This window comes from Ktedonospora formicarum, from assembly GCF_016587355.1.
Taxonomy (GTDB): Bacteria; Chloroflexota; Ktedonobacteria; order Ktedonobacterales; family Ktedonobacteraceae; genus Ktedonobacter; species Ktedonobacter formicarum.
Map to the genome: position 1 here is coordinate 911,028 of NZ_BNJF01000004.1, position 22,198 is coordinate 933,225.

18 protein-coding genes and 1 pseudogene are annotated in these 22,198 nt (G+C 51.0%); 3 read left to right on the plus strand and 16 right to left on the minus strand.

All coding sequences use genetic code 11. The features are described from left to right. Positions 1–7 precede the first annotated feature (7 nt). The 9 genes and pseudogenes from K3T82_RS35725 to K3T82_RS35770 form a co-directional block, all read right to left on the minus strand. The gene (locus K3T82_RS35725) at positions 8–460 is read right to left on the minus strand and encodes an FAS1-like dehydratase domain-containing protein (RefSeq protein ID WP_220198245.1); all 453 of its coding nucleotides are present in this window, start codon (positions 458–460) and stop codon (positions 8–10) included. Positions 461–484: 24 nt separating this feature from the next. Continuing rightward, positions 485–1,243 carry a beta-ketoacyl-ACP reductase gene (locus tag K3T82_RS35730; protein WP_220198246.1) on the minus strand — a complete coding sequence of 253 codons (759 nt, stop codon included), beginning with the start codon at positions 1,241–1,243 and terminating at the stop codon, positions 485–487. Between the two features lie 98 nt (positions 1,244–1,341). Continuing rightward, positions 1,342–2,103: an acetate--CoA ligase family protein gene (locus tag K3T82_RS35735; RefSeq protein WP_220198247.1), complete on the minus strand. Its 762-nt coding sequence runs from the start codon at positions 2,101–2,103 to the stop codon at positions 1,342–1,344. Between the two features lie 41 nt (positions 2,104–2,144). Next, a complete protein-coding gene (locus K3T82_RS35740; protein ID WP_220198248.1) occupies positions 2,145–3,131 on the minus strand; it encodes a hypothetical protein in 987 nt (328 codons plus the stop codon). Further along, the gene (locus K3T82_RS35745) at positions 3,128–3,478 is read right to left on the minus strand and encodes a CoA-binding protein (protein WP_220198249.1); all 351 of its coding nucleotides are present in this window, start codon (positions 3,476–3,478) and stop codon (positions 3,128–3,130) included. The genes K3T82_RS35740 and K3T82_RS35745 overlap by 4 nt, the downstream gene beginning before the upstream one ends. A gap of 185 nt (positions 3,479–3,663) precedes the next feature. Continuing rightward, a complete protein-coding gene (locus K3T82_RS35750) occupies positions 3,664–4,086 on the minus strand; it encodes a Zn-ribbon domain-containing OB-fold protein (protein ID WP_220198250.1) in 423 nt (140 codons plus the stop codon). Between the two features lie 6 nt (positions 4,087–4,092). Then, entirely contained in the window at positions 4,093–5,238 is a 1,146-nt protein-coding gene (locus tag K3T82_RS35755; RefSeq protein ID WP_220198251.1) for an acetyl-CoA acetyltransferase, read from the minus strand. Continuing rightward, a pseudogene (locus tag K3T82_RS50425) lies at positions 5,238–6,403 on the minus strand (acyl-CoA dehydrogenase family protein). Before K3T82_RS50425 ends, K3T82_RS35755 begins: the two are co-directional and overlap by 1 nt. A 180-nt stretch (positions 6,404–6,583) precedes the next feature. After that, positions 6,584–7,243, minus strand: a complete 660-nt coding sequence (locus tag K3T82_RS35770) for a TetR/AcrR family transcriptional regulator (protein ID WP_220198254.1) — start codon at positions 7,241–7,243, stop codon at positions 6,584–6,586. A gap of 672 nt (positions 7,244–7,915) precedes the next feature. Between K3T82_RS35770 and K3T82_RS35775 the strand changes: the two genes are divergently transcribed. The 3 genes from K3T82_RS35775 (at position 7,916) to tcmP (ending at position 11,783) form a co-directional block, all read left to right on the plus strand. Then, complete coding sequence (locus K3T82_RS35775) at positions 7,916–9,343, plus strand: radical SAM family protein (protein WP_220198255.1); 1,428 nt, start codon at positions 7,916–7,918, stop codon at positions 9,341–9,343. Positions 9,344–9,555: 212 nt separating this feature from the next. Next, on the plus strand, positions 9,556–10,686 hold the full coding sequence (locus K3T82_RS35780; protein ID WP_220198256.1) for a three-Cys-motif partner protein TcmP: 1,131 nt from the start codon (positions 9,556–9,558) through the stop codon (positions 10,684–10,686). A 44-nt stretch (positions 10,687–10,730) separates the two neighbouring features. After that, entirely contained in the window at positions 10,731–11,783 is a 1,053-nt protein-coding gene (gene tcmP / locus K3T82_RS35785) for a three-Cys-motif partner protein TcmP (protein ID WP_220198257.1), read from the plus strand. A 237-nt stretch (positions 11,784–12,020) separates the two neighbouring features. On the opposite strand, the gene fes is transcribed toward tcmP, so the two are convergent. The 7 genes from fes to K3T82_RS35820 all read right to left on the minus strand — a co-directional run bounded on the left by fes (position 12,021) and on the right by K3T82_RS35820 (position 22,142). Beyond that, on the minus strand, positions 12,021–13,277 hold the full coding sequence (fes, locus tag K3T82_RS35790; RefSeq protein ID WP_220198258.1) for an enterochelin esterase: 1,257 nt from the start codon (positions 13,275–13,277) through the stop codon (positions 12,021–12,023). A 320-nt stretch (positions 13,278–13,597) separates the two neighbouring features. After that, positions 13,598–14,584, minus strand: coding sequence for a phosphotransferase family protein (locus K3T82_RS35795; RefSeq protein WP_220198259.1), 987 nt, complete (start codon positions 14,582–14,584; stop codon positions 13,598–13,600). Between the two features lie 27 nt (positions 14,585–14,611). Then, positions 14,612–16,414: an ABC transporter ATP-binding protein gene (locus K3T82_RS35800; protein ID WP_220198260.1), complete on the minus strand. Its 1,803-nt coding sequence runs from the start codon at positions 16,412–16,414 to the stop codon at positions 14,612–14,614. Between the two features lie 45 nt (positions 16,415–16,459). Further along, positions 16,460–18,181, minus strand: coding sequence for an ABC transporter ATP-binding protein (locus K3T82_RS35805; RefSeq protein ID WP_220198261.1), 1,722 nt, complete (start codon positions 18,179–18,181; stop codon positions 16,460–16,462). Positions 18,182–18,314: 133 nt separating this feature from the next. Beyond that, positions 18,315–19,442 (minus strand): oxidoreductase family protein, encoded by a 1,128-nt coding sequence (locus K3T82_RS35810; protein ID WP_220198262.1) that lies wholly within the window; start codon positions 19,440–19,442, stop codon positions 18,315–18,317. A gap of 549 nt (positions 19,443–19,991) precedes the next feature. After that, positions 19,992–20,942, minus strand: coding sequence for a phosphotransferase family protein (locus K3T82_RS35815; RefSeq protein ID WP_220198263.1), 951 nt, complete (start codon positions 20,940–20,942; stop codon positions 19,992–19,994). Between the two features lie 402 nt (positions 20,943–21,344). Then, positions 21,345–22,142, minus strand: coding sequence for a nucleotidyltransferase domain-containing protein (locus K3T82_RS35820; RefSeq protein ID WP_220198264.1), 798 nt, complete (start codon positions 22,140–22,142; stop codon positions 21,345–21,347). Positions 22,143–22,198 lie beyond the last annotated feature (56 nt).

A 22,198-nucleotide genomic window follows, 5' to 3' on the forward strand; every position in this document is an offset into this window, starting at 1 on the left:
TTTCGTCTTACTCGCGCACAATAATCGTGGTTCGTGACTTCAACACGGGCTGGTTGTGCTGGTTAACATAGTAGGTCTCCGTTGTGAGAATATCCATCGAATAGCCACCGCTCCCTGGACGCGTTTTGCCATCGACCAGCGTCGTCACTCCTGTGAGCACATCATTGGGATAGATCGGGGCTAGATATTCGTACTCTTCCTCGCCGTGCAAGATACGTGATACGTTAATACCCAGATCAGCCAGGCTCTCCCCTCTCTGCCGATTCCCCCAGAAATTAAACATGGTCGGGGTGGTTGGCGAAATAGGCACGTCGGCAAACCCCGCTTCCAGCGCAGCCTCGCGGCTATGATAAATCGGGTTGTCATCACCAATAGCGGTAGTCAATTCATGGATCTTGTTCCGCTGTACCTCGATGGTGAAGGGGGCGAAGCTGTGACCGATCTTGCTTTTGTCGAACATATGCTTGCTCCTTTGTCTTGTCTGCTAACGCGGGCCTCCCGCGACATAGATAATTTGCCCACTCACATAGCCCGATTCCTCAGATGCGAGGAAGCAAATGACGTTGGCAACATCACGCGGCTGGCCTACACGCCTGACTGGGATAGTCTTTGATGCCATCTCGATAACTTGCTGCGGGTCGAGTCCCTGACGGCGCGCCGTAGCTCGCGTCATTTCGGTATCAATAAAGCCAGGCGCGACGGCATTGGCAGTAATGCCGAATGGCCCCAGTTCTATCGCGAGGGTACGCGTCAAGCCTTGCAGTCCAGCCTTCGCTGTGGAATAGTTCACCTGTCCGCGATTGCCTTTTGCCGACGTGGAGGAGAGTGAGATAATACGCCCGTATTTCTGTTTGACCATGTGTGCCTGCGCGGCCCGGCTACAGAGGAATGCCCCCTTGAGATGCACGTTCATGACGGTTTCCCAGTCGTCATCGCTCATCTTAAAGAGCAGGTTATCTCGCAGCACTCCAGCGTTATTCACCAGGATGTCCAGGCGACCAAAGCGCTCAACCGTCTGCTGAACTGCGCTCTCGACGGCCTCCTTCTCGGCGACGTTACAGGAAACGGCGAGCGCCTCCGAACCCGCATTCTCGATCTCAGCCACGACCTGTGCGCAACCCTCTGGATCAATATCGGCGAGCACGACCCGCGCGCCATCTTCCGCCAGGCGCAGGGCTGTGGCGGCTCCAATGCCTCTTCCGGCTCCCGTAACAAAGGCGACACGACCATCAAGTTTACCCATATGTTCTTTACTCCTTTACATCTCTGCATTCATCAATAATGCATCCACGACATCGGAAAGACATGGAAGATAGGGATTTCCCCGTCCTCCTGTCCTCTCTATTCTTGCCAACTAACCAGGACATCAAGTGCCTCAATGTGCGCTCCATTGGCCAGCAAGGGGTTGATCTCTAATGCATTCAGGAACGGGCCAAGCGCAAGGGCGAGCCCGCTCACGCGGTATATGATCCCGCTGAGCGCCTCAATATCAACGCCTTTTTGTCCACGCGCTCCATGGAGCAGGGCTGCACCTCGTAGCTCGTCAAGCATTTTCTCGATCTCTTCACGCGAAACAGGCAAGACGCGTACCGCCGTGTCTTTCAACACTTCAGTCCAGACACCACCGAGGCCGAGCGTGAGCACTGGTCCCCACAGCTCGTCGTGCACAATCCCAACCAACAATTCCGTTCCTCCTAAACGCATGGGACTGATGAGAATCCCCTCGATCTCGGCGTCGGGCCGGATGGCTTGAACACGCGCCAACATGGCCGTGAATTCCTCACGCACCGCCGCTTCGCTATTGAGATTGAGCGCAACGCCTCCCACATCGCTCTTGTGAGGCAACGCCGGCGATTGGATCTTGAGGGCCACGGGCAGCCCAATCTCTCGCGCGGACGTGACCGCTTCGTCCTCTGTGGTGGCGAGTCGCGCTGGAACTATGGGAATGCCCGCTTCTTGCAAAAGTGTCCGTGCTTGCGTCTCTGACCAGCTTCCCGTTTGCGGTTGTTCGTGTGAGAGCGGTGGGGGTGTTTCCTCCTGCGCTTTGCTGGGAACCGAGTTGATAAACTCGGACCACCAGGCGAAGTGACCCACGGCACGCATACCATGCTCCATTCCTGCGCTGAAATGCATTCCCGTTCGCTCTATGATGATGCGCGCCGTGGGTGAGAGATCCAGGCAGGTGTTGGTGGTAAGCACAACCGGGCGGGGGATTCACGGATAATACGGCTGAGGTTATCGTAGCCTGGAAGCACTTGCGCGAGTGACTCTGGCGTTGGGGCTTTCCCCCCTTCCGTCGAGACAAGGTTCAGCACAAAGTCGATGTTCGGATCATTGACCACAACTTGCAGAGAGCGCTGTTGAATGGTTGAGTCCACAACGACGTATCCTGTCACGTCCAGCGGATTATGGCAGGTTGAGAATGACGGCAAAACCGCTCGCAGGCCCTCTATCGTCTCCGGCGTGAACTCTGGCAGTGCAAGTCCTACCTCTTCAGCCAGATCCGAAATGATATCACACGCGCCACCTGATGGTGTGACCACTCCCATTCTGCGCCCGGGCAAAGGAGCGTTATATCCAGCGAGTCCGGCTGTCGTCAACAGGTCTTCTAACGAGGAGACCCGGATAATCCCAAGCTGGCGCAAGGCGGCATCGTTCACGGCATCATTGCCAACAAGGGCGCCAGTGTGGGCCATCGCGGTACGCGAACTCGCCTCGCTGCGCCCAATCTTCAGCGCCACAATAGTCTTGCGTAGCGCACGAGCCTTCTCCGCCACCCGGCGCAACTCGTCGGGATGACGAATACTCTCCAGAAAGAGCGCGATAGAGCGCGTAGAGGCATCCTCCAACAGATAATCCACCACGTCCGTGACAGAGATCATGCTCTCGTTGCCCATCGCCACCATCAGACTCAATCCAATACCGTGTCCCTGCGCATAGGCCAATACGGCGCTCGCCAACGCGCCACTTTGCAGGACCACACCAACTGGGCCTGCTTTAAGAGGCGGCGTAATAGGCAACCCGTAAGGCGTGATCTGATCGGTAACATTAATGAAGCCATTCCCATTCGGTCCAAGGATAGTCAATCCGTGCTCCTGCGCAAAGGTCAGTAGGTCGCGCTCAAGCTTCACACCCTCTCCCCCACTTCGCTGAAGCCAGAGGTCAGTACGACAAAGTTCGTTGTGCCCAGTTCCGCCGCTTCCTTGATGGTTGAGAGAACATACTTCGTTGGAAGCATGATGAAGGCGAGATCCACTGGTTCGGGGAGAGCATGCAGTGTTTTATATGCCTGTTCTCCATGCACAATGGTCCGGTTGGGATTCACCAGATAGATTGGGCCGGAGAAGCCATAGGTTTTCAGATTCTCAAAGGTGAAGATTGACCAGCGTGAGTTGTCGGTTGCCCCTACCAGAGCGATGCTTCGCGGACGAAACAAGCGATGAAGCAGCTCCGCTGATACATGCCGGGACGTCATCATCCTGTAGCACCTCGTATATACTCTGCACGCGACAGTTATTCATTCACTGCGCGTTCACCTACGATGCTCTTACAATATATGCCACTTTGCATATGAGATAGTACCATTCCCCCTACGATATGGTACTCACACGATCATCTACCTATAAAGCTTTGTTGTGAAACCTTCATAGGGAAGCGCGATATTCACGAGCGCGTTTCTTCGATCAGGCTAAAATACGGAAGCGTCATGTCTTCGCCCACGCTCTCGAAGGTGACATGTACCCCCTTACCGACCGCGAGCGTGTCGCGGTCGGCGCCGATGATGCGAGTCATCATACGTACGCCTTCCTCTAGCTCCACAAGGGCAATCACAAAAGGCACATCTTCGGCGAATGCTCCGAATGCCTGGTGTGCGACTGTGTATGTGTAGATCGTGCCCTTGCCGCTCGCCACCATCCATGTCAGTTGATCTGAAAAACAATGTGGACAGATCGAGCGTGGATAGAAAACAGCCTTCGAGCAGGAGGAGCAACGCTGGATACGCAATTCACCTTGCGCCAGTCCTTCCCAGTAAGGACGCGAGTCGCTATCTTGTTGAAGCATTGAGGCTGGTAATTGTCGTGGCATCGCGCTTCAATCCTTTCCAAGAATAACTGTGCCCGCCGATGAGAACACACCACCAGTTCCATGCGCAAGGGCGATACGCACGCCTTCAACCTGGCGTGGGCCGCACTCTCCGCGCAATTGCCGCGTAGCCTCGATGAGCAAGAAGATACCATACATTCCAGGATGGCAGTAGGAGAGTCCCCCGCCATTGGTGTTCATGGGGAATGCCCCGCCTGGAGCCGTACGCTGTCCACTCACGAAAGCGCCACCCTCACCACGCCCACAGAAACCCAATGCTTCCAGCGTCATCACGACGGTAATCGTGAACGAATCGTAGATTTCGGCGACGTCAATATCAGTCGGGGTCAGACCAGCCATGGCGAAAGCCTCCCGCCCAGAGGCAATAGCGGCCTGATGGGTGGCAAGATCGGGCATATTAGCGATGGTGTTATGGGTATGTGCCTCGCCATGCCCAAGCACCCAGGCAGGTGCTTTGCGGGCATTTCTGGCTCGCCCGGCGCTTGTCACGACGACCGCGCCTCCACCATCGGTGACGAGGCAGCAGTCCAACAGGTGCAGTGGTTCGGCGACCCAACGCGAGTTCAGCACATCCTCAATCGTAATTGGGTCGCGCATCATGGCTTTCTCGTTCATCACCGCCCATTTGCGCGTCGCTACCGCAATCTCCGCCAGTTGCTCGTTTGTTGTGCCATACTCATACATGTGACGCGTCGCGGCAAGGGCATACGCTCCCACTGGAGTTGGGAGACCAAAGGGCGGCTCATACTGCTCGGTGAGTTTAAAGGTATAGCCACCACGCCCACGGCTACGTTCGGAGCGTTGCGTGCTGCCGTAGGTAATCAGCGCGACTTCAAACAGACCAGTCTTAATGCCTGCGACAGCATGCCCTAGATGGGCCTCGAAGGAAGAACCACCAATGTTTGTCGAATCGGTATACTTCGGCCTGATGCCCAGATACTCCGCCAGCATTAGATTCGGTGCCCAGGCCCAACCTCCAGCACAGAAAAGCGCGTCCACGTCTGCGAAGCTGAAGCCAGCATCATCAAGGGCTGCTCTCGCCGCCTGAGCCTGGAGTTGCAAGACGGTTTTATCGGGAGTGCGACCGAGATCGGACTCGGCCACACCCACTATTGCTACCCTGGGACGCGTCATTAGAGCGCCTCCCCCAGCTTTACATGGCCTTTGAGCAGGTTACGCGAGATGATATAGCGTTGAATCTCGTCCGTTCCTTCAAAGATGCGATACAGGCGGACGAGGCGATACCAGCGCTCAATCGGTAATTCTTTGGTATACCCCATACCACCATGAATTTGCAACACACGATCGATGACATGGTTCGCCATGGTTGCGCCATGCAGCTTGGCGATTGAGGAAGCATGGCGAGTGTCCTTGCCGTTCTCAGCTAGCCACGCCGCATGAAGCACGAGCCAGCGCGTAGCCTCAATCTCCACATGCGAGTCCGCGATCATCCACTGAATGGCCTGGTATTCGGCGATTGGCTTGCCCATTGAGATGCGCTGCTTGGCATAATCTATCGCCATTTGCAGGGCGCGCTCAGCGGTCCCAATCGCGCCAGCGGGAATACGCCAACGCCCCGCGCCAATCCATTGCATACCCAGATTGAAGCCCTTGTTTAATTCGCCCAGGATGTTCTTTGCAGGAACGCGCACATTCTCGAAATAGAGGGAAGCCGGCCCCCAATCGCCCATGGTGTGGATATAGCTGGAGGTCCAGCCCATCTCTCGGTCAACCAGGAAGCAGGTGACGCCACCATGCCCCCCTTTTCAGGATCAGTCACGGCGAAGACCATCGCGAAGTCAGCTTCGTTGCCGTTGGTAATAAATATCTTCTCTCCGTTGAGTATCCAGTGATCGCCATCCTTCTCAGCGCGCATTTTAATATTGGCAGCGTCAGAACCCGCGCCGGGCTCGGTCAGGGCAAAGCAGGAGCGCAGTTCTCCGTTAATCGTTGGAATGAGATAGCGCTGTTTCTGTTCCTCGTTGCAGTAGTAGAGAATGTTATCCGCCGTCCCACCAAAGCCAAATGGTACGAACGTGCGCGCGAGCTCCATCGTAATGATCGCGGTCATGATCGGGCCAAGATTAGCCCCACCATACTCCTCCGGTGTGTTGATGCCCCAGAAGCCGATATCTTTGGCCTTCTGCTGCAATTCGCGTATCTTCTCCCGGTCGAGACCCGGATGCCCCTCACGCTCATTGCGAAGAACGTCTCCTTCCAGGGGAATGAGTTCTCGACTCACAAAGTCGCGCACGGTTTGTTGCACCATTTTCTGTTCATCAGTCAGGCTAAAATCCATGATCTTGCTCCTTTGCACTGTTGGTCACGATACCATCTTGCGTGTAAGAGAAAGACAGATCATTGTCATCCTCTGAGGAAACAACAAGAACTGCTGACATGCGCATGAGCTAATGTCTTTTTTTATAACATGACGCCTTAAAAGCATCATCGAGTAATTCTTCTGTAAACGCCAGATATTCTATGAGCCTGGAAGTTGATCCATGGAAGGTGCTTCGTTTGGGTGGTCTCCACTGGCCGAATATGATGTATTGAGCAAAAGGGTATGAAAATAGTTCAGTTGCGCAGTAATATAGGTTTCCAGATCGACGGTGGGTGCGAAACGCCAGGTCTTTTGTAGCGCCCATTGATGCCCAAGACTGACAACGTTGGCCGCTAAGACGTGGGGATGAGGGATATCTTGTGAGAAGACGCCTTTCTCCTGCCCCTCTTGAATGAGTTCCAGGAAAAGCTGATCCAATTGTGTGATAATGGGAAGAATGCGCTGGCGTTTCTCACGCTTGAGTGTGGAGGTGTCGCGATACATGATGATTAGATGCTTCGATCCCTTGTCTAATCCGGTATAGAGTTTGCGCACAATGAAATCGAAACGTTCAAGTGGATTGACGATTGCGCTAGCACGCTTAAACAAGTTATTGTGAAGGGCCGCGCCCTCTTCACAAAGGGCGACCAGGATATCTTCTTTGCTGGGGAAAATATAGTAGATTAAGCCGGTGCTAATACCTGCCGCCTGCGCAATCTCTGGCATAGAGGTCCCATGGTAGCCCTTGCGGCTAAAAAGGTCCTGCGCTGCCGCGATAATCTCTCCGCGACGTGTGTCGCGAATAGCCTTTGCCCCCATGCATACTCCTGTTCTTCATCAATACGATTCACATGAAGTACCATTGTTGTAGCAAGCTGCTAGATATCACCTTTCTAGAAACATAACATATTTTGAATGAATATTCAATAGGGATTTCAGGGACGCGTGAACAGCTTTTCGTGCTCACGCATCCCTGTTCGTATTGTCCAGGTAGTCCTCAGAAATTCATCCAATATCGCCTCATTTGGTGTCAACAGTGATGTCATGCAAAGACCGCTCAAACTAGCCGAGGAGCACGATGACTGCCCCGGAATTACAGATCTGAATGGTATAAATAGGTAATTAAGGGTTTTCTTGTTTATCTAATCTCAATAAAGATTAGGGAGAGGTTTTACATCTCGAAATTAGGTATTAGCTATTAGCAGCTAGAATTAGCTATTCTCACGATTGCGTTTGTCAAAATTGCTATAACATCATATTGTGGCGAAGGATTGTTTCCTGCAAATCATTTTTACAAGCAGGCATAAGGCCCTTTTGTACTCCTATCTATGCATCTTAAGTTTTTATGCTTTTTCTCTCGCTTTATAAAGTGTGTTCTGGTATAATCCTTTAATTAGAACATTTGAAGTTCTTGATAATACACAATCCTGTGGAAATAACTAAAAGGAGGGTGCTATGTCTGTGCGATCACAGACGCCCAACCAGACATTAATGGCTTCTGGATCTTCTTTTTCACAATCTATCATGCTTGAGAGGCTAGCTCGCATTGATGTTATTGCCTTAGACGCGGCTGTATCTTCAGGTCTAGCAGGAGAACGTGCTAGGCGTCTACTCTTGAATCGAAAGCGTATTGCCCCCCATAATCTACCTCGAGTTCTTATTGCTACTCATAATGAGGACGAACAACAACAAGCCCTGGAAGTCACTCAACAGTTTAGCTCTCTAGCAAGTTCAATTAATATTCTGGAAGAGAAGAGTCGCAACGAAACGGCATCCCATGCTCTTACACTGCATAGGCACTATTGGCCAGAGATGCTAGAAGCCGAACGAAAAACGCGTATCCTTCTTTTAGGCAAACGTGGAGGCGCTGGTAAGGCTGAATTCATCAAGCCCTTTGTTGGAGGAGCAGGAACAACCTGCGGAACCTGGACGCCTATTATTGCTTACCAACGAGACAAAAAGATGTGGATTGCAGGAACACGTTCAAAGGAGGAAGAAAAGAATGCTACTCCCATTCGAGGCTTTCTTCGCGGAAATTACGCGCAAGGCGTGTGTCCCGCTGAATGTAGCTTCTGTTATTTACGTGGTTTACAAGGCATGGGCATTAAAAATATGCTTTTAAATCTGGAAGACGTGATTCCTGAGTTAGACACTCTTCCTCGTGGTAGTGTAGTAAACTGGGCAGAGCTTGGAGGGCCTGTTGAAGAGGACCCTTGGTTTGTCGATGAAACGGGACATGGCTCACTCGTTCAAACGATTCTAGATCTTTCAACTGAGCGCGGTATCGTTTCTTTCTTCCTCACTAAGGGAGTCTATGAGCCCTATTTGCAACTACAGCAACGGCTTGCCCTCTTTGCTATCAGCTTGAATGCACCTGCGATCTCATCCGTGTTCGAGCCTGGAGGAGCTCATCCTGAAGAACGTCTCAAAGGGCTGGCATGGGCTATTGATCATGGTTTAATGGACCATACTATTCGTTTAGGGCCAATCATTCCTATTGATGGGTATAAACACCAGTACCACCAACTTTTTGAAATGATTCGTGATATTCTTGGCTCTCGTCTCAAAAGAATTACCATTGATTTGTTGCGCTTTTCACCACAAATGCCAACAATTCTGCGATCTTCATTCCCCGAAGAGATTGTCTCTTCTCTTTTGGCAGAGATGGAGCCAGCGGTTAAAGCTCATAAATACCGCCCATCGGCCCATCGCCAAAAAAGGCTCTATCATTGGATTAAAACTATGCTGGACCATTACGGCCTTCCCCAAGTGAAGACCACACCTTGTAAAGCTGATCCCCTGGAGGCACAAACTTTTTTGCGTGCGGGTGATATTACAAGCATGCCTTGTGCATGCCATATTAGCTATCGTGATCGTGAAGTTATTCGGAGGAAGGATTTGCCCATTTTGCCACACTAAATGCAAAAACTACTCTTAACCTTAAAACATTACTATATTGAAAAAAGCAAAATAATGTAGTATTCTAAAGAATACAAGCTATACGTTTTGTAAAAGGCTTGTGCTTGCTTTTTTGTAACCACAAATATTCAAGGAGTCCCTTTGACCTTTTTCTCAAGTTGTTAGGCTCGTAGAAATGGATCTTCATTCTTTTGCCACAGAAAGGACATATCGTGGCAGCACCTACAACTGTTACCTGGGAGATGGACGGTCATACACAAGCCAAGCACGTTATATTACGCAAGTATCTCAATGCCTGGATACCAATTCTCGCGTCCAAAAGAGATAATAAGGTTTTGCTTGTCGATGGATTTGCTGGGCCTGGTGAATATGTTGGGAACAAAGAAGGTTCACCACTTATCATGTTACGTGCCTTCCTTGAACATCCCTCCCAAAATCGTTTTGAAGGATCATTGAAATTTCTCTTTATTGAAGAGAAGCATTCTCGCTACCAACATCTCCAGCAGCGTATTGCGGCTCTCAAACAGGAAATACCTTTTCCCCCAAATATCACCTATGAGGTAAAAAATGGCCGCTTTGTAGATATGATGCAACAACTCCTGGCTACAATCCCTAGAGAAAAGAATCCTTATACAGCCTCTTTTTTCTTCGTAGATCCATTCGGTTACTCACATACTCCTATGCATCTACTCAAGGATCTCTTATCGTTTCCTCGAAGCGAAGTGCTAGTAACAGTCATGACAGAAGAAATAAATCGCTTCCTTAATGTGGACTATCAAACAAAAGAACAACACTACGACAAACTGTTTGGGACTTCCGCATGGAGACCCATATCTTCCTCTACTTCGACAATGGATCCATACGAACGAATGCAACAGCTACACGACCTCTATCGGAACCAGCTCCTCACAGTAGCAGGCGTTAAATATGTTCGATCTTTTCGCATGCGCAACAAGCATAATGCCACTGACTATTTTCTCTTTTTCGGCACATCAAGCATAAAAGGCTTAACGGAAATGAAGAGGTCCATGTGGAAAGTAGATGCAACGGGAGCATTCGAATTTTCTGATTTCACTAATCCATTTCAACCACTGCTACTTCAAGAACCTAATTATGAAGATCTTCGTCAGAGACTTATTCAACGGTTTCGGGGGCAAACTGTCTCCCTTGATGCCATTGAAGAGTATGTTTTGGCCGAAACACCTTATTGCGTCTACAAGCAAGAAGGGCTTAGGGTTCTCGAATGTGCCTCACCTCCCAAAATTCAGGTTTTCGCTCAAGATCCCAAACGGAAAAGAGGTCATTATAAAGACCACAACCTTCGTATTCGCTTCCTCTCCTAGCTTTCTCATAGATCGTCGCTTGAGAGTAGAGGAGATTCTTACTAATGCATGCTCCAAGGACAACTATATGGAAAACGACACCAGTCACACATACAAAGCATGTTATCCTACGGTTATATCTGGAATATTGGTTGCCTAAAGCCCTGCAAGAGCATGAGCATATTCGTGTTCTTGAGGGCTTTGCAGGCCCCGGCGAATATATTGGAGGGGCTCCGGGTTCTCCACTCATTACACTTGAAACATATATCAAGTCTCTTTCACAAGTTCAGCAAGCTGGTCGCGCTCATTTGCTTGCTATTGATATTGATCCAAGACGCACCTTTCACCTGAATACACTCCTAGAGAACAGGCAGGCTCAATATGCTATGACTCAGAAGCTAAACTTTCGGGTCATACACGGTGACTTCACAACTATAATGAACCGACAATTACACCAAGTAGAACAAAAAGGTTCCACCCCTCCCCCAACATTCGCATTTATCGATCCATTTGGATTCTCCGATACTCCCATGAGCGTTATCGCGCGCATTTTACAATATCCTCACACTGAGATCCTCTTTACGTTTATGGGTGAAGAAATAAACCGTTTCCTTTCTCACCCCCAAAAAAACATACAGCAACACTTTGATGCACTCTTTGGCACCGAACATTGGCGAGACATCAGTTCTGCCAAAAACCGTGCTTATCGGCTTTGCCAACTCTACCAGACACAATTACAAATTGCCGCGAAGATGACATACACATGCGCTTTCTGTCTCAAGAATAAGCGGAAGGCAACCGATTATTTTCTTATCTTTGGCACAGCAAACAGGGAACATTTCATTCAGATGAAACGAATACTTTGGACATTAGACCCTTATTATGGCAATACCTATTATGGCACCAGCTCTTATGTAGCCCCACTTTTGCCCCCTGAACCTGATTATGCAAAATTAACAAGACAACTTGTACAAGAATTGCCCTCTTTAACCATGTCATTGCAAGAACTTGATGAGTATATCCTGACAAGGACACCATTCTACGGTACGGAATATAGGCCTCATATCCTCAAGTATCTCAAACGCTATCCGCATTTACATATACATGAACTTGAATAAATATCTTTGCAAAATATTTCTCGCCCAAAAGAGGAGATAGCCTGAGCGAGCTATCAGGATGCTACACAGGTCAGCAATGCCGCGAGCATACTGATCGTGTCAGGCCAAGTACGTGGCCTCAGTGCCTATATCGGAAGGTGAGGCCGCGCGCCACGTGTACGTTGGCCAATAGTAGGTACGTGTGGGGGAGCTATTCATCAAAAAACTCTTGTCCAAATTGCTTCGTGCGTTTTGCTTTCATTTGCCTGATAGGCTCTTTCCCATGAGAGCGAGTAATCTATCTGCCATTGACTCGCGCCACGTGAGATAATCATGCCCCCCGTTGTATTCGGCATAATGCACATCATATCCTTTCGTACGTAGAACGTCTCTAAGTCGTCGGTTGACAACGACTTGATCAACGGTGGTGGCTCGTTCTAACAGACCAACCTCCAGAGCAAAGCGAAGAGGCCGCTTCTCACTTGCTGCATACTGTGTTGTCAACCATTCCTCTTCTTTCTCCGGTCCCCACCAGAAGGAGCCTGATTGAGAGAGGATATTGCCAAACAGGTCTGCTGCTTGGAAAGCAACGAATGCAGCAGCGAGCCCACCAGCACTGACGCCTCCGATAGTGGTACGAGCAGAATCAGAGGTGACATGATAGCGCTCTCGGAGCCAGGGAAGAAGTTCTTGTCGCAAAAAGTGGACGAATGTTGGGTTACACCGCATTTCGTGTAAGCGTGTCTGCGCATCCAATGAATCAATGAAGACGGTGATGAGGGGAGGAATCTGCTTCTCACTCAGAAGATTGTCAAGGATCGTTGGGGTTGGAATCACATGAAGATAGCAGAAGCCGTCCAGCAGGAGAAGTACACCATATGGTGTGCTGGATGCGGTATATCCTGGGGGAGTATAGACCCATATCCGCCGTTCATTGGCGAGAAGAGCACTACGAAAACGATGCATTTCCACTGTTCCCTTGGCGATTCCATGTCGTCTCTGTCTCCAGTAGTGCCGAGGAGCCTGGGGTAAAGTGAGGATAGACGCTTGATACTCCTCATCATCAGCTATGTCCTCATCTTTGGGATAGACGAAGATCTGCGGATTGAGAGGGTCGAGTTGAAAGGTTGCGGTCCGAGCCTTCCAATCTTTGGTTTCCTTTAAACCAGTCAGGGCATCATTGGGTGAGAGCCGATAGGTTGTACACATATCAGAGCGTAGGCGATAGGTTTTGAACCAGAGATCCGTATGCGGAACATGTTGCAGTTGGTTGTGGGTGAACTCACCCCAACGTGTTGGCCCACCAATGAGCACAACATTCTGTGTGTTACCGGCATCTTTCCAGAGGAATGTCACGAGTGAATGGAGGGAGTCATTGGGAAGCGGCTCGATGAGCGGAGTTCCTTGCTTTGTCACTTCTTCCCAGAAGCTCTGGAGAGCATACGAGCTCCCCTCTTCAAGTTCTTGTTGTAATTGAGCAAGGCGGGGGCTCAGAAGAGAAGGATCTGCTGTCATTTCCTGACCTTTCTTTTCTTTTCACAGGTAAGGCACATCATAGTTGGGTCCCAAAGCATCGTACCATAGAGAAGAGGCGCTAGTCTATCAGTCAAATACAGTTACTGCTAGCAGTAACTGTATTTGACTGATAGAACTACTATGACGAGGGTGAGATTGAAGCAAGAACTCTCCTCAAAGAAACTGGTAAATAAGCGACTCTCCAGTATGCTTCTCTTCAGCCGAGGGGGCATACTGGAGAGTCGCTTGCTCAGGAGATGATCCACCTCAATTTCAGTGCCACCTCTCCGCCATATGCCTGAACATTCGCCCTTGTTGTGTTAGCGAGCAGTGGCGAAATACTTCAAAGCACGCTCCATTGCGGCAAGAAAGCCTTGTATGCCATGTGGATTCTGATGCGCAGCATTCACCATGAGCATGATGAGTGCTTCTCGCAGCAAGACAAGGTGAAAAAGGGCCTCATAGTTGTCTGTAAAGATCTCCTGGTTCCCGTAGGAGGCCATCAGCGTGCTCGTTGGGACACGTTCACGATAATAGGCATCCCAGTTGACGAAATCGATGACCGGGTGGTTGCCGGAACAATCCTGCATGTCGATAAGACCGCTGATGTGATCGTCTTCGACAAAAATATGTTGCGGCCCAAAGTCACCATGGACAAGGACCGGCATCGAAAACGTGTACAATTCGCGATGCGTATCTAACAGTTTCAGAGACGTCGTAATCTTCTGTGTCGGGATATGCCAGTGCGCTGCAGCTGTAGACAGTTCAGTCTCTCGTTCATTCGCCATCAGCATGATGTCAGTAAAAGAGGTTTGTTGGCCCTTTGCATCAGGCTGAAGATAGCCGAAACCCTCGATGCTGACGCTATGCACTCTGCCGAGGATCTCTCCAATCTGATGAATGGCTTTGTCCACGTTGGGTGTTCTCGCTGCTTTGAGCAGGACATCAAGCGGTGTGCCTGGGACTCTTTCTTCGATACAAAACATGACGGTTGTCTCATCATACGTCGCCTGCTCGATGAGCAACACATAGGGCGTTGGAACACCAGCTCGACGTGCGGCATCTAGCGCCCAGCGTTCAGCCTCGAAACGATGATTCGTTTTGCGTGAAATTCTCACGATTACGTGGTGATGGTCGGTCGTGGTTACCGCATAGACTTCATTATCCTGCCCAAGCACCACCCGGCTTGCGTGCGCCATCGTACTTCCCGTCGCCCGACGGACGAAGTCCTGGATCAAACTGGTCGGGGTTGTCCACTGGTTGTGCCTTGTGTGAAGCCATTCATTCAAGGAAGGGGTCTCTGCCATGTGCTTCTCCTGACAACAAGCAATACTCTATTCAATCTCTGAGGGTGATGTCTCTCGTGTTTCCTTATGCGGGTGTTCCCCAGACCAGAGCCAACGCATTTCTTCACTCTCCACAAGCAGGTCTTGCAATGTCCCTTGTGCCTCAATCTTGCCGTCCTTTAAGAGGAGGATATGATCCGCCCTGCGCAATGCCGCATGACGATGTGAGACCACAAGAAAGGTGCTGTTTGTACGAGCAAAAAGCCGTTCCCACAAGAGACGCTCTGTTTCCACATCCAGCGCGCTTGAAAGATCATCAATGATGAAGATGTCTGGGTCGCGTATGAACATACGAGCAGCGGCTGTACGCTGGACCTGTCCGCCCGAAAGCCGAACTCCACGCGGACCAATCTGTGTCCCTACTCCCTCTGGTAGGGTTTGAAGATCCTGTTCCATCACGGCGGCTGAGAGAGCCTCTGCCAGGTCTGCATCTTTTGTGGCAAGACCAAGCAACACATTGTCGCGCAGCGTGTCGCTAAAGAGCCTGGGTACCTGTGGGGTGTAGGCGCTATATGGTGGAACGAAATGCGACGCCGCATCTTCTACTCTCTTCTCATTCCAGCTAACCTCCCCCGCCTCTTTCGGGAGTAACCCAAGCAATGTTCGTAACAATGTCGTCTTGCCCGCACCCATACGACCCGTCACAACGGTAAACGAGCCTTGCGGCAGGGAAAATGTCGCTTGCTCAATTCCATGTACCGTGCCTGGATGGTGATACGTGAGATTGTTGACAGCTATCCAGGCGAGTTTTTCTGTTGGATCGCGCTGCGGTGTTTTTTCTCTTCCCTGTGCTGGAGCATCCTTGAGCAGATCTGGATGATGCGCTGCAAGGGTGGTTGGTGGTGCGCCTTGCAGTAGGGCCACCAGACGTTCAAGCGAGACACACGCCTGCCGATATGCTGGCAGTACCTGACTGATCGAGGCAAGAATCCCTGGAACCCATTCCAGATAGAAGACAAACAACACAAATTCACCGATGGTCAATGTTCCCTGGTGAAGTGCGCTGGCGCCAAACAGCAGTATCAAACCTATCCCGAGTTCATGTGTTCCTCCGAAGATCGCGTCGACGGTCGACGTGAACAGCAGATCTTGGAGTGACGTGCGCTGGCGTTTACGACTTAACGCTGCCACATGCTCAATCACTCGTTCTTCTGCGCGTGCGACCTTGATGGCCAGAACCGCATTGAACATCTCGCCAAGCGCACCACTGACCTCGCCGGTTGCCTGCCGACTCTTGTGGCGATACTGCTCGATGCGCGGCCGTACCCATTTCGCTACGGTGATGATGATTGTCAGAGGCAGGAACACAAGGATGGTCAGCAACAGTGAAATCCTCGCCATCATCACCAGCGCAACGAGCGCAAAGACGCCTGCTCCAACGAGGTTGAACCACGACGCGAGGAGTTGGCAGAGCACGTTGACATCGTCACGGAAGCGATTGAGTATCTCTCCCGTTGAGAACGGTAGTACCTGTCCACCTGGGAAGGCAAGCAGGCGTTGGAAGAGATTGTGTTGCAGAAGTGAACTGGTAATGGAGTGGGTCACGGTGAGAAGTAATTCCCACCCGAGAATGTCGATGGCCCGTATGAACTCAGCCGTAAACAATAACGTCAGGATACCCCACACCTCCATCGCTTGTGGCGAGTGAGCTGACAGGGCATCGAAAAAGAGGCTCGGGAGGACTCCCAAGGGGATATAGAGCACCCAGCCCCCCACCACGATAAGGAGCAAGCAAAGATACATCCCCGTTTGAAAACGATACAGGTGCCAGGCAAGTTGCCACAGTTTCATGTTGTCTCCTCGCTTCTCCTCCCCTGGAAATTGTCAGGAAACGTGTTATTCTGCATCCAGGACGAAGTGTTCACGTGGGCTATAGTGAGCCTTCTGTCCGTGTGCAATGAGCATCACGTCATCGACGTGCTTCAGAGCCGTTCGCCGATGCGCGATGATGATGCCCGTGCGACCATGGAAGAGGCCGCTCATCGCACGGTCGAGGAGCGCCTCAGTGACTGGATCGAGACGAGCAGAGGCTTCATCCAAAATCACCAGATCTGGATGGGCCAGAAACACCCGTGTCAGCGCGATTAGTTGAGCCTGTCCAGCGGAAAGATTGCCGCCCCCAGAGCGTAACATTGTGTCTAACCCCTGCGGTAATTGTTCAGCCCAGTCCCACAAACCGAGCGTTTCAAGGGCCTGCTTCAGCGCGTGATCAGAGATTGTCTGGTCGAAAAACGTGAGATTGTCGCGTACACTGGCATGAAAGATCTGCACATCCTGGGTCACCATGGCCACGCGCGAGCGTAACACATCGACTTTGATCGTCTTGAGATCCACGCCATTTATCCGGATGCATCCTTTATCGGGATCATAAAAGCGTAAGAGTAAACTCGTTATGGTTGTCTTCCCGCTCCCGGTGCGACCGAGGATACCGAGTACCTTGCCCGACGGTAGGCGAAAGGAAAGATCACGAAGCACAGGCTCTCCTGCTTGATAGCCAAAGGAGACATCCTCAAAGGACACGGTCAGTGGCCCCGCTGAGATGTGTTCTAGCTCGCCATCAGCAAGACGGGTGTTCGTTTGCAGAAGCTCATCCAAACGAGAGAGGCCTGCCACCGCTCGTTGGAAGTCGCCAAGCTGGTTGGTCATCTCGCGCAGTGGGTCCCAGAGTTGCATCGTGTAGGCAAAAATGAGGTACACTATCCCAAGCGTTATCGCCCCATTGAGGTAGAGATAGCCATCGAGGCCAAGCGCGATGAGCGTCCCGAGAATATACATGAGCATGCGCACGCCTCTCACGGCCTGGCTGACCAGTTCTGCTCGCCTCTGGAGGCGAAACCGTTGGCGGAGAAAAACCGTAAGGCGCTGGGTGACATAGTGTACAGCTCCATTCGCGCGAATATCCTCTCTTCCGCTGAGCCGCTCTTCGAGAAAACCATACAGTTCTGCTTCGGTGTGGCGCGCCTGTACAAAATAGGGTGGAGGGAAGCGCGATATGTAGATATTGATGAGCAGATACAGCGCCGTGTACCCCAGCAGGGTCAGACCAATGCGCAGATCAATGAGCAATAAAACAATCAACATTCCCACCGTCAAAAGGGTGCTGTTGATGAGCACAAGCACAAAACGCGACAGGAGATTGTTGAGCATACTGACATCACCATCAACACGCTCAAGTAATTCACCTGGAGGGTGCTGATGATGAAAGCTCAGATCCAACCGGAGGCAATGGCGTGCGACATCAAGACGGAGGGCGTTTGTCGTGATCCACGCGAGTCGCTCCGCTGTATAGGTTTCGCCAACTCGCACAGCGCGTGCGAGAAATGCAAGGCAGAGATACATCACCGCGAGCACCAAGAGCTGCTCTGTTGGTTTCCCGCCTGTCGCAGCATCAATGAAGAGCCCGAGCATGTAGGGGGTCAGCAGTTGCAGCCCAATGGTCGCAAGTAAAAACAGTGCAAGCAAGCTGGAAAGGCGCCATTGGGTTGCAAGATACTGCTTCCAAAGATGACGAAAGCGGCGCAAAGCATGGGTTGATAGTAGCGTACCGGATGTGTGCATAGACTCTCTCTTCATGGTTACCAAGAGAAGCTTCGGTTCTTTCGCAAGCGCGTTGGATCTTGTGAGCAAGAACATGCAGTTTTTCTTGCTCACAAGATTTTTGTCTTGATTCTAGGGAGGAGCAACAGGTATGTCACTTCGCCATGAATTCCAGGCACTGCCATTCCATGGCAGTCTGAAACAGGCACTGCATTTTCGGCCACCAATAATCGTGTGATGAGCCGTTATTAGCATCCCAGACGGGCATGTAGAGCCATTCGATGAGGCCAATTCGGTAATCATCGAGCAACTCATCCCAGCTATAGTGACGGACGCCGTGAGCAGTGAGCGTGTCGTAATAATGCCGTAGAGCACGTACCTCTCGTTGCTCCTCGTGACGCTGGGCAGGGGTCCAGAAGGTGGCAAGCATATTGGCAAGATCCAGTGCTCCGATGTGCACTTCTGGTCCTTGCCAATCGATCAAATAGGTGGCTCCAGGAAGGTGGCGCGGGCAGAGGAAATTCGAGAAGTAGGCGTCGCCATGCAGCAAGGTTTGTTTGCTGCCTGTACGGAAGCGAGGCTCCAGGTGCTGTTCCCAGTAGCGAGGCATGTGAGCAAGCCATCGTTCATAGCCTGCACGCACCTCGACCGGCAGAGCTGCACCTGCTTGACGTGTGACGAATTGCTCCCATGCCTGGGTACGAGTCTGGATATAGCGGCTTGCAGGCGCTTCATGTGTTAGCCACATTCCGGCGCGAGCGACCTCTGTTGTGAGCAGAGGATGTTCCCACCAGAAGGCCTGAAGGTGGGCAAGGGTCTCGATGGTGGCTTCGATGTAGTCGGGACTGGGGACGCTCCCGCTCGTATCGATGGACTCATCGCGCGTCACAGGCTGGCGGTGGGTCTCTGAGAGATTCTGAAGCAACAGATAGGAATTGCCGCTCTGCTCATCATAGGCTGCGGCATAGCAGGGAGCGATCACCTGTGGATGATTGGGAAGTGCAGTAATGGTCTGATAGAAGCGCACCTCGCGCGCCTGCGCTTGTTTGCACCACTCTTCTTGTGTATTCTGTTTCAGGACAAGGTGCGTTGGCGCCTCTGGTGGTGCCTCAGGCGAATAGCGCAGGGAGAGGTAATTGGTATGGGAATTAAAAGCGCCTGTTGATTGGATCTCAATGGCATGCACTTCGCCTTGGGTGAGAGCTCCCGAATGGCGCAGGATTTGTGTTAACCAGGTTGGTGTTATCCCATCAATTTCGGTCGTTGCAAACAGTTCAACCATATGCCTCTTCTCCAAAGGGTGTCATTTGATGACACAACACTGGCGAGCGTTTGCACATGAGGAAGCAGGCACAAGCATAGTAGGAATGGAGAAGGCATGGCAAAGAGGTGAGGCTGGGTGGCAGGGAAAAGCCATGCGTCATGTGCTCTGCATGTTCATGTACCAGCCACACCAGCAAATAGTTGCACGCCGATATATGCGTACAAAAAGTCGCAAGAGAAATGAATGAGTGACTTCGTGGTACACGATTAGCAAAGGCTCATGATCAGTAATTTCCCCCTTTTAGATCGGTACCTTCATTTTATGTTCTTTCTTCCATCTGTGTCAAGTCGATAATGCTTGAGATCCAAGGCCATCCTATCTCAATGAGAAGAAATGGGGGGATGGTTATTCCCAGCGAGGCATATGAACGAGATGAAGAGCAGCGATGGTTGCGAGGTGTGGCACATACGTTTCTCTTCTCCAAGAGATCAAGAGCGCCATCTCTCCAAGGTATTCGTGCCTTGGGAGAGGTGCTTACGACTCCACTGGAATGCTGCGAGCTGACCCTTACATGAGCCCTCTCTCTCTCATCACTTGTTGCAAATGAGTTGTGCAAGCAGGATACCATTGTGCATCATAGAGACCAATGAGCGCATAGTAGTAGAGCCACGTCCAGAACATATAAAACCAATACCGCAGCTCAAAGTCCTGATCCAATGCGAGCATCTGCTGGTAGGTCTCAAGGAGATGGTATCGCTTGCCCTGACTCTTGGTCAGGTGAATCAGATCGAGTTCATAGTCTGCCCATTCAGCATCGAGAGGATCAAGCAGACCAGTCACCTGATAGGTTGAGGGATGAAAGAGCAGGTTGCCAAGACAATAATCGCTATGAATCAGCACGGCTTCTCCTTGCCGATGGCCTAGAATCTCTTCCGCCCGATCAAGTGCGTGCTGAGCGACCTCTCGAATGAGAGCAGGGAGTGCCTCTTCGGGAGAGTGTGGATGTTGGATCTGCTGATTGATGGCTCTGACGCGTTGACCGTAATAGTCCCACCAGGTCGCATAGTAGGGTCCATCGAAACGCCCATATCCATTGGGGCTCCGAACAGCGTGGAGAGCGCGTTGGACTTCGATCATGTGACGTGCAACTTTTTCACGCGCCTTCTCATTAAGCTCTCCAAGTTGCCGTCCCTCAACCCCAGGGAGATGCTCCATGATCAAGACTTCGTAGGAGGTATCTGGAGCGATGTGCAGAGCATAGACGTGCGGGACAGGGACAGGAGCATATTTGCGTAATACATCAAGTTGTTGTTGTTCGGCGAGGCCACGGCCTGGAAATTTATGCGCTTTGATGACGACTTGTCCAGGATCGCGAGTCATGTGGACCACATAAATAATCCCAAAAGCGCCTTCAGCCTTTTTGTGAACAGAAGTCACCTCGGCTGAAAAGGTTGTGTCGATGAAAGACCGCAACATTTCTTGATCGAGGCTGGGATCAGCCCGACTGGTAAGCCTCATGATATGTCCTCCTCAGAGAAAAAATGCCGAGAAGTGATGGAGTCGGCACTTACCTTATGAAGAGAAGCATACCTGTTTTCCTCTTTGAGCACAAGCATATGCGGGTGAAAGAACACACATGTCCAGCATCGCCAGCCAGGAAAGTCGAGTCTCTGGCATAACCTATTTTATCTTCAGGCATCCCCTCCCGCAACTACCATGAGGTGCCGAGTATCATATGCGGATGCCGGGTTTCACGGTAAGATTGTAGACAATATATTCGTGGATGACGAGAGAGCGGCGGAGATTGACGACGCATCAATGGATGTTTTTTCTGTCAAAACGAACGTCCCTCCTGCTTCCATGTTTTGTTCACATTGATTGCTCTGTTGCGCGTTGGATGGAGCGATCAAGTATGTGCCATTATGAAAGCATGGCAAGACGCATTTCAATTGCCAGACGAGGTGAGGACGGAACAGACCCACCAGCAGCAACAACCTGAGGCATCAATGCTTCCATCTCATCACATACGGCACTAAGCGCCAATATCTGTTCTTCTAAGGTGACATAGAGTCGAGACGGACGCTTTTGAAAAGGAAGCAGCTCCCCCTGAAGTGCAGCTCGTACTTCACGCACATTTCGTTGAAGCCCTAACAGCCCATTGTGGAAACCAATCAGGTCATGCCTGGCCAGCAGTGGAATTATGCTGGCTGCGATCATCCAGAAGAAGCCTGTCGTCAGAGATGCATCCTCAATGCATCTCTGAAAAGGGACTGGTTCGAGAGGAGGGGGCTCAGGAATTCCAACTTTCTCAAATAGGAGGAGCGATGGATGTTCTTGATGTGCGAGCTGTTGGGGGATGAGCATCCAATCGACATTGATGGCTGATTCCTGGTATAACACATAGGTAAACGTCCCGCCAAGCGTATTGTTACTATGGGATTCAAAAAGAACCGACGGCGTTCCAAATTGTTGAAACAGCGCCAGTCTCTCTTCAGTAGTTCTTGCACCATATGGCCAAGGAGTCGCACAGAGTGTTTCACTGTATGCTTCAGCGACCACGACATGGAGGTCGAGGTCGCTCAACGCATCCTGCTCGCCTCGACCAAAACTGCCAGCTAACCACGCTGCGACAAAACGTTCATCATGCTCTAAAACCGTGGCAATCTGTTTCAGAAGGGCAGTTCGATGCTGGAGCGAAAGCGTTCTGTGATGAGACATAAGCTATCTCCTTCTATTTTCCCCTATGATTCGCCAAGAGTGGCGGGAAATACGCT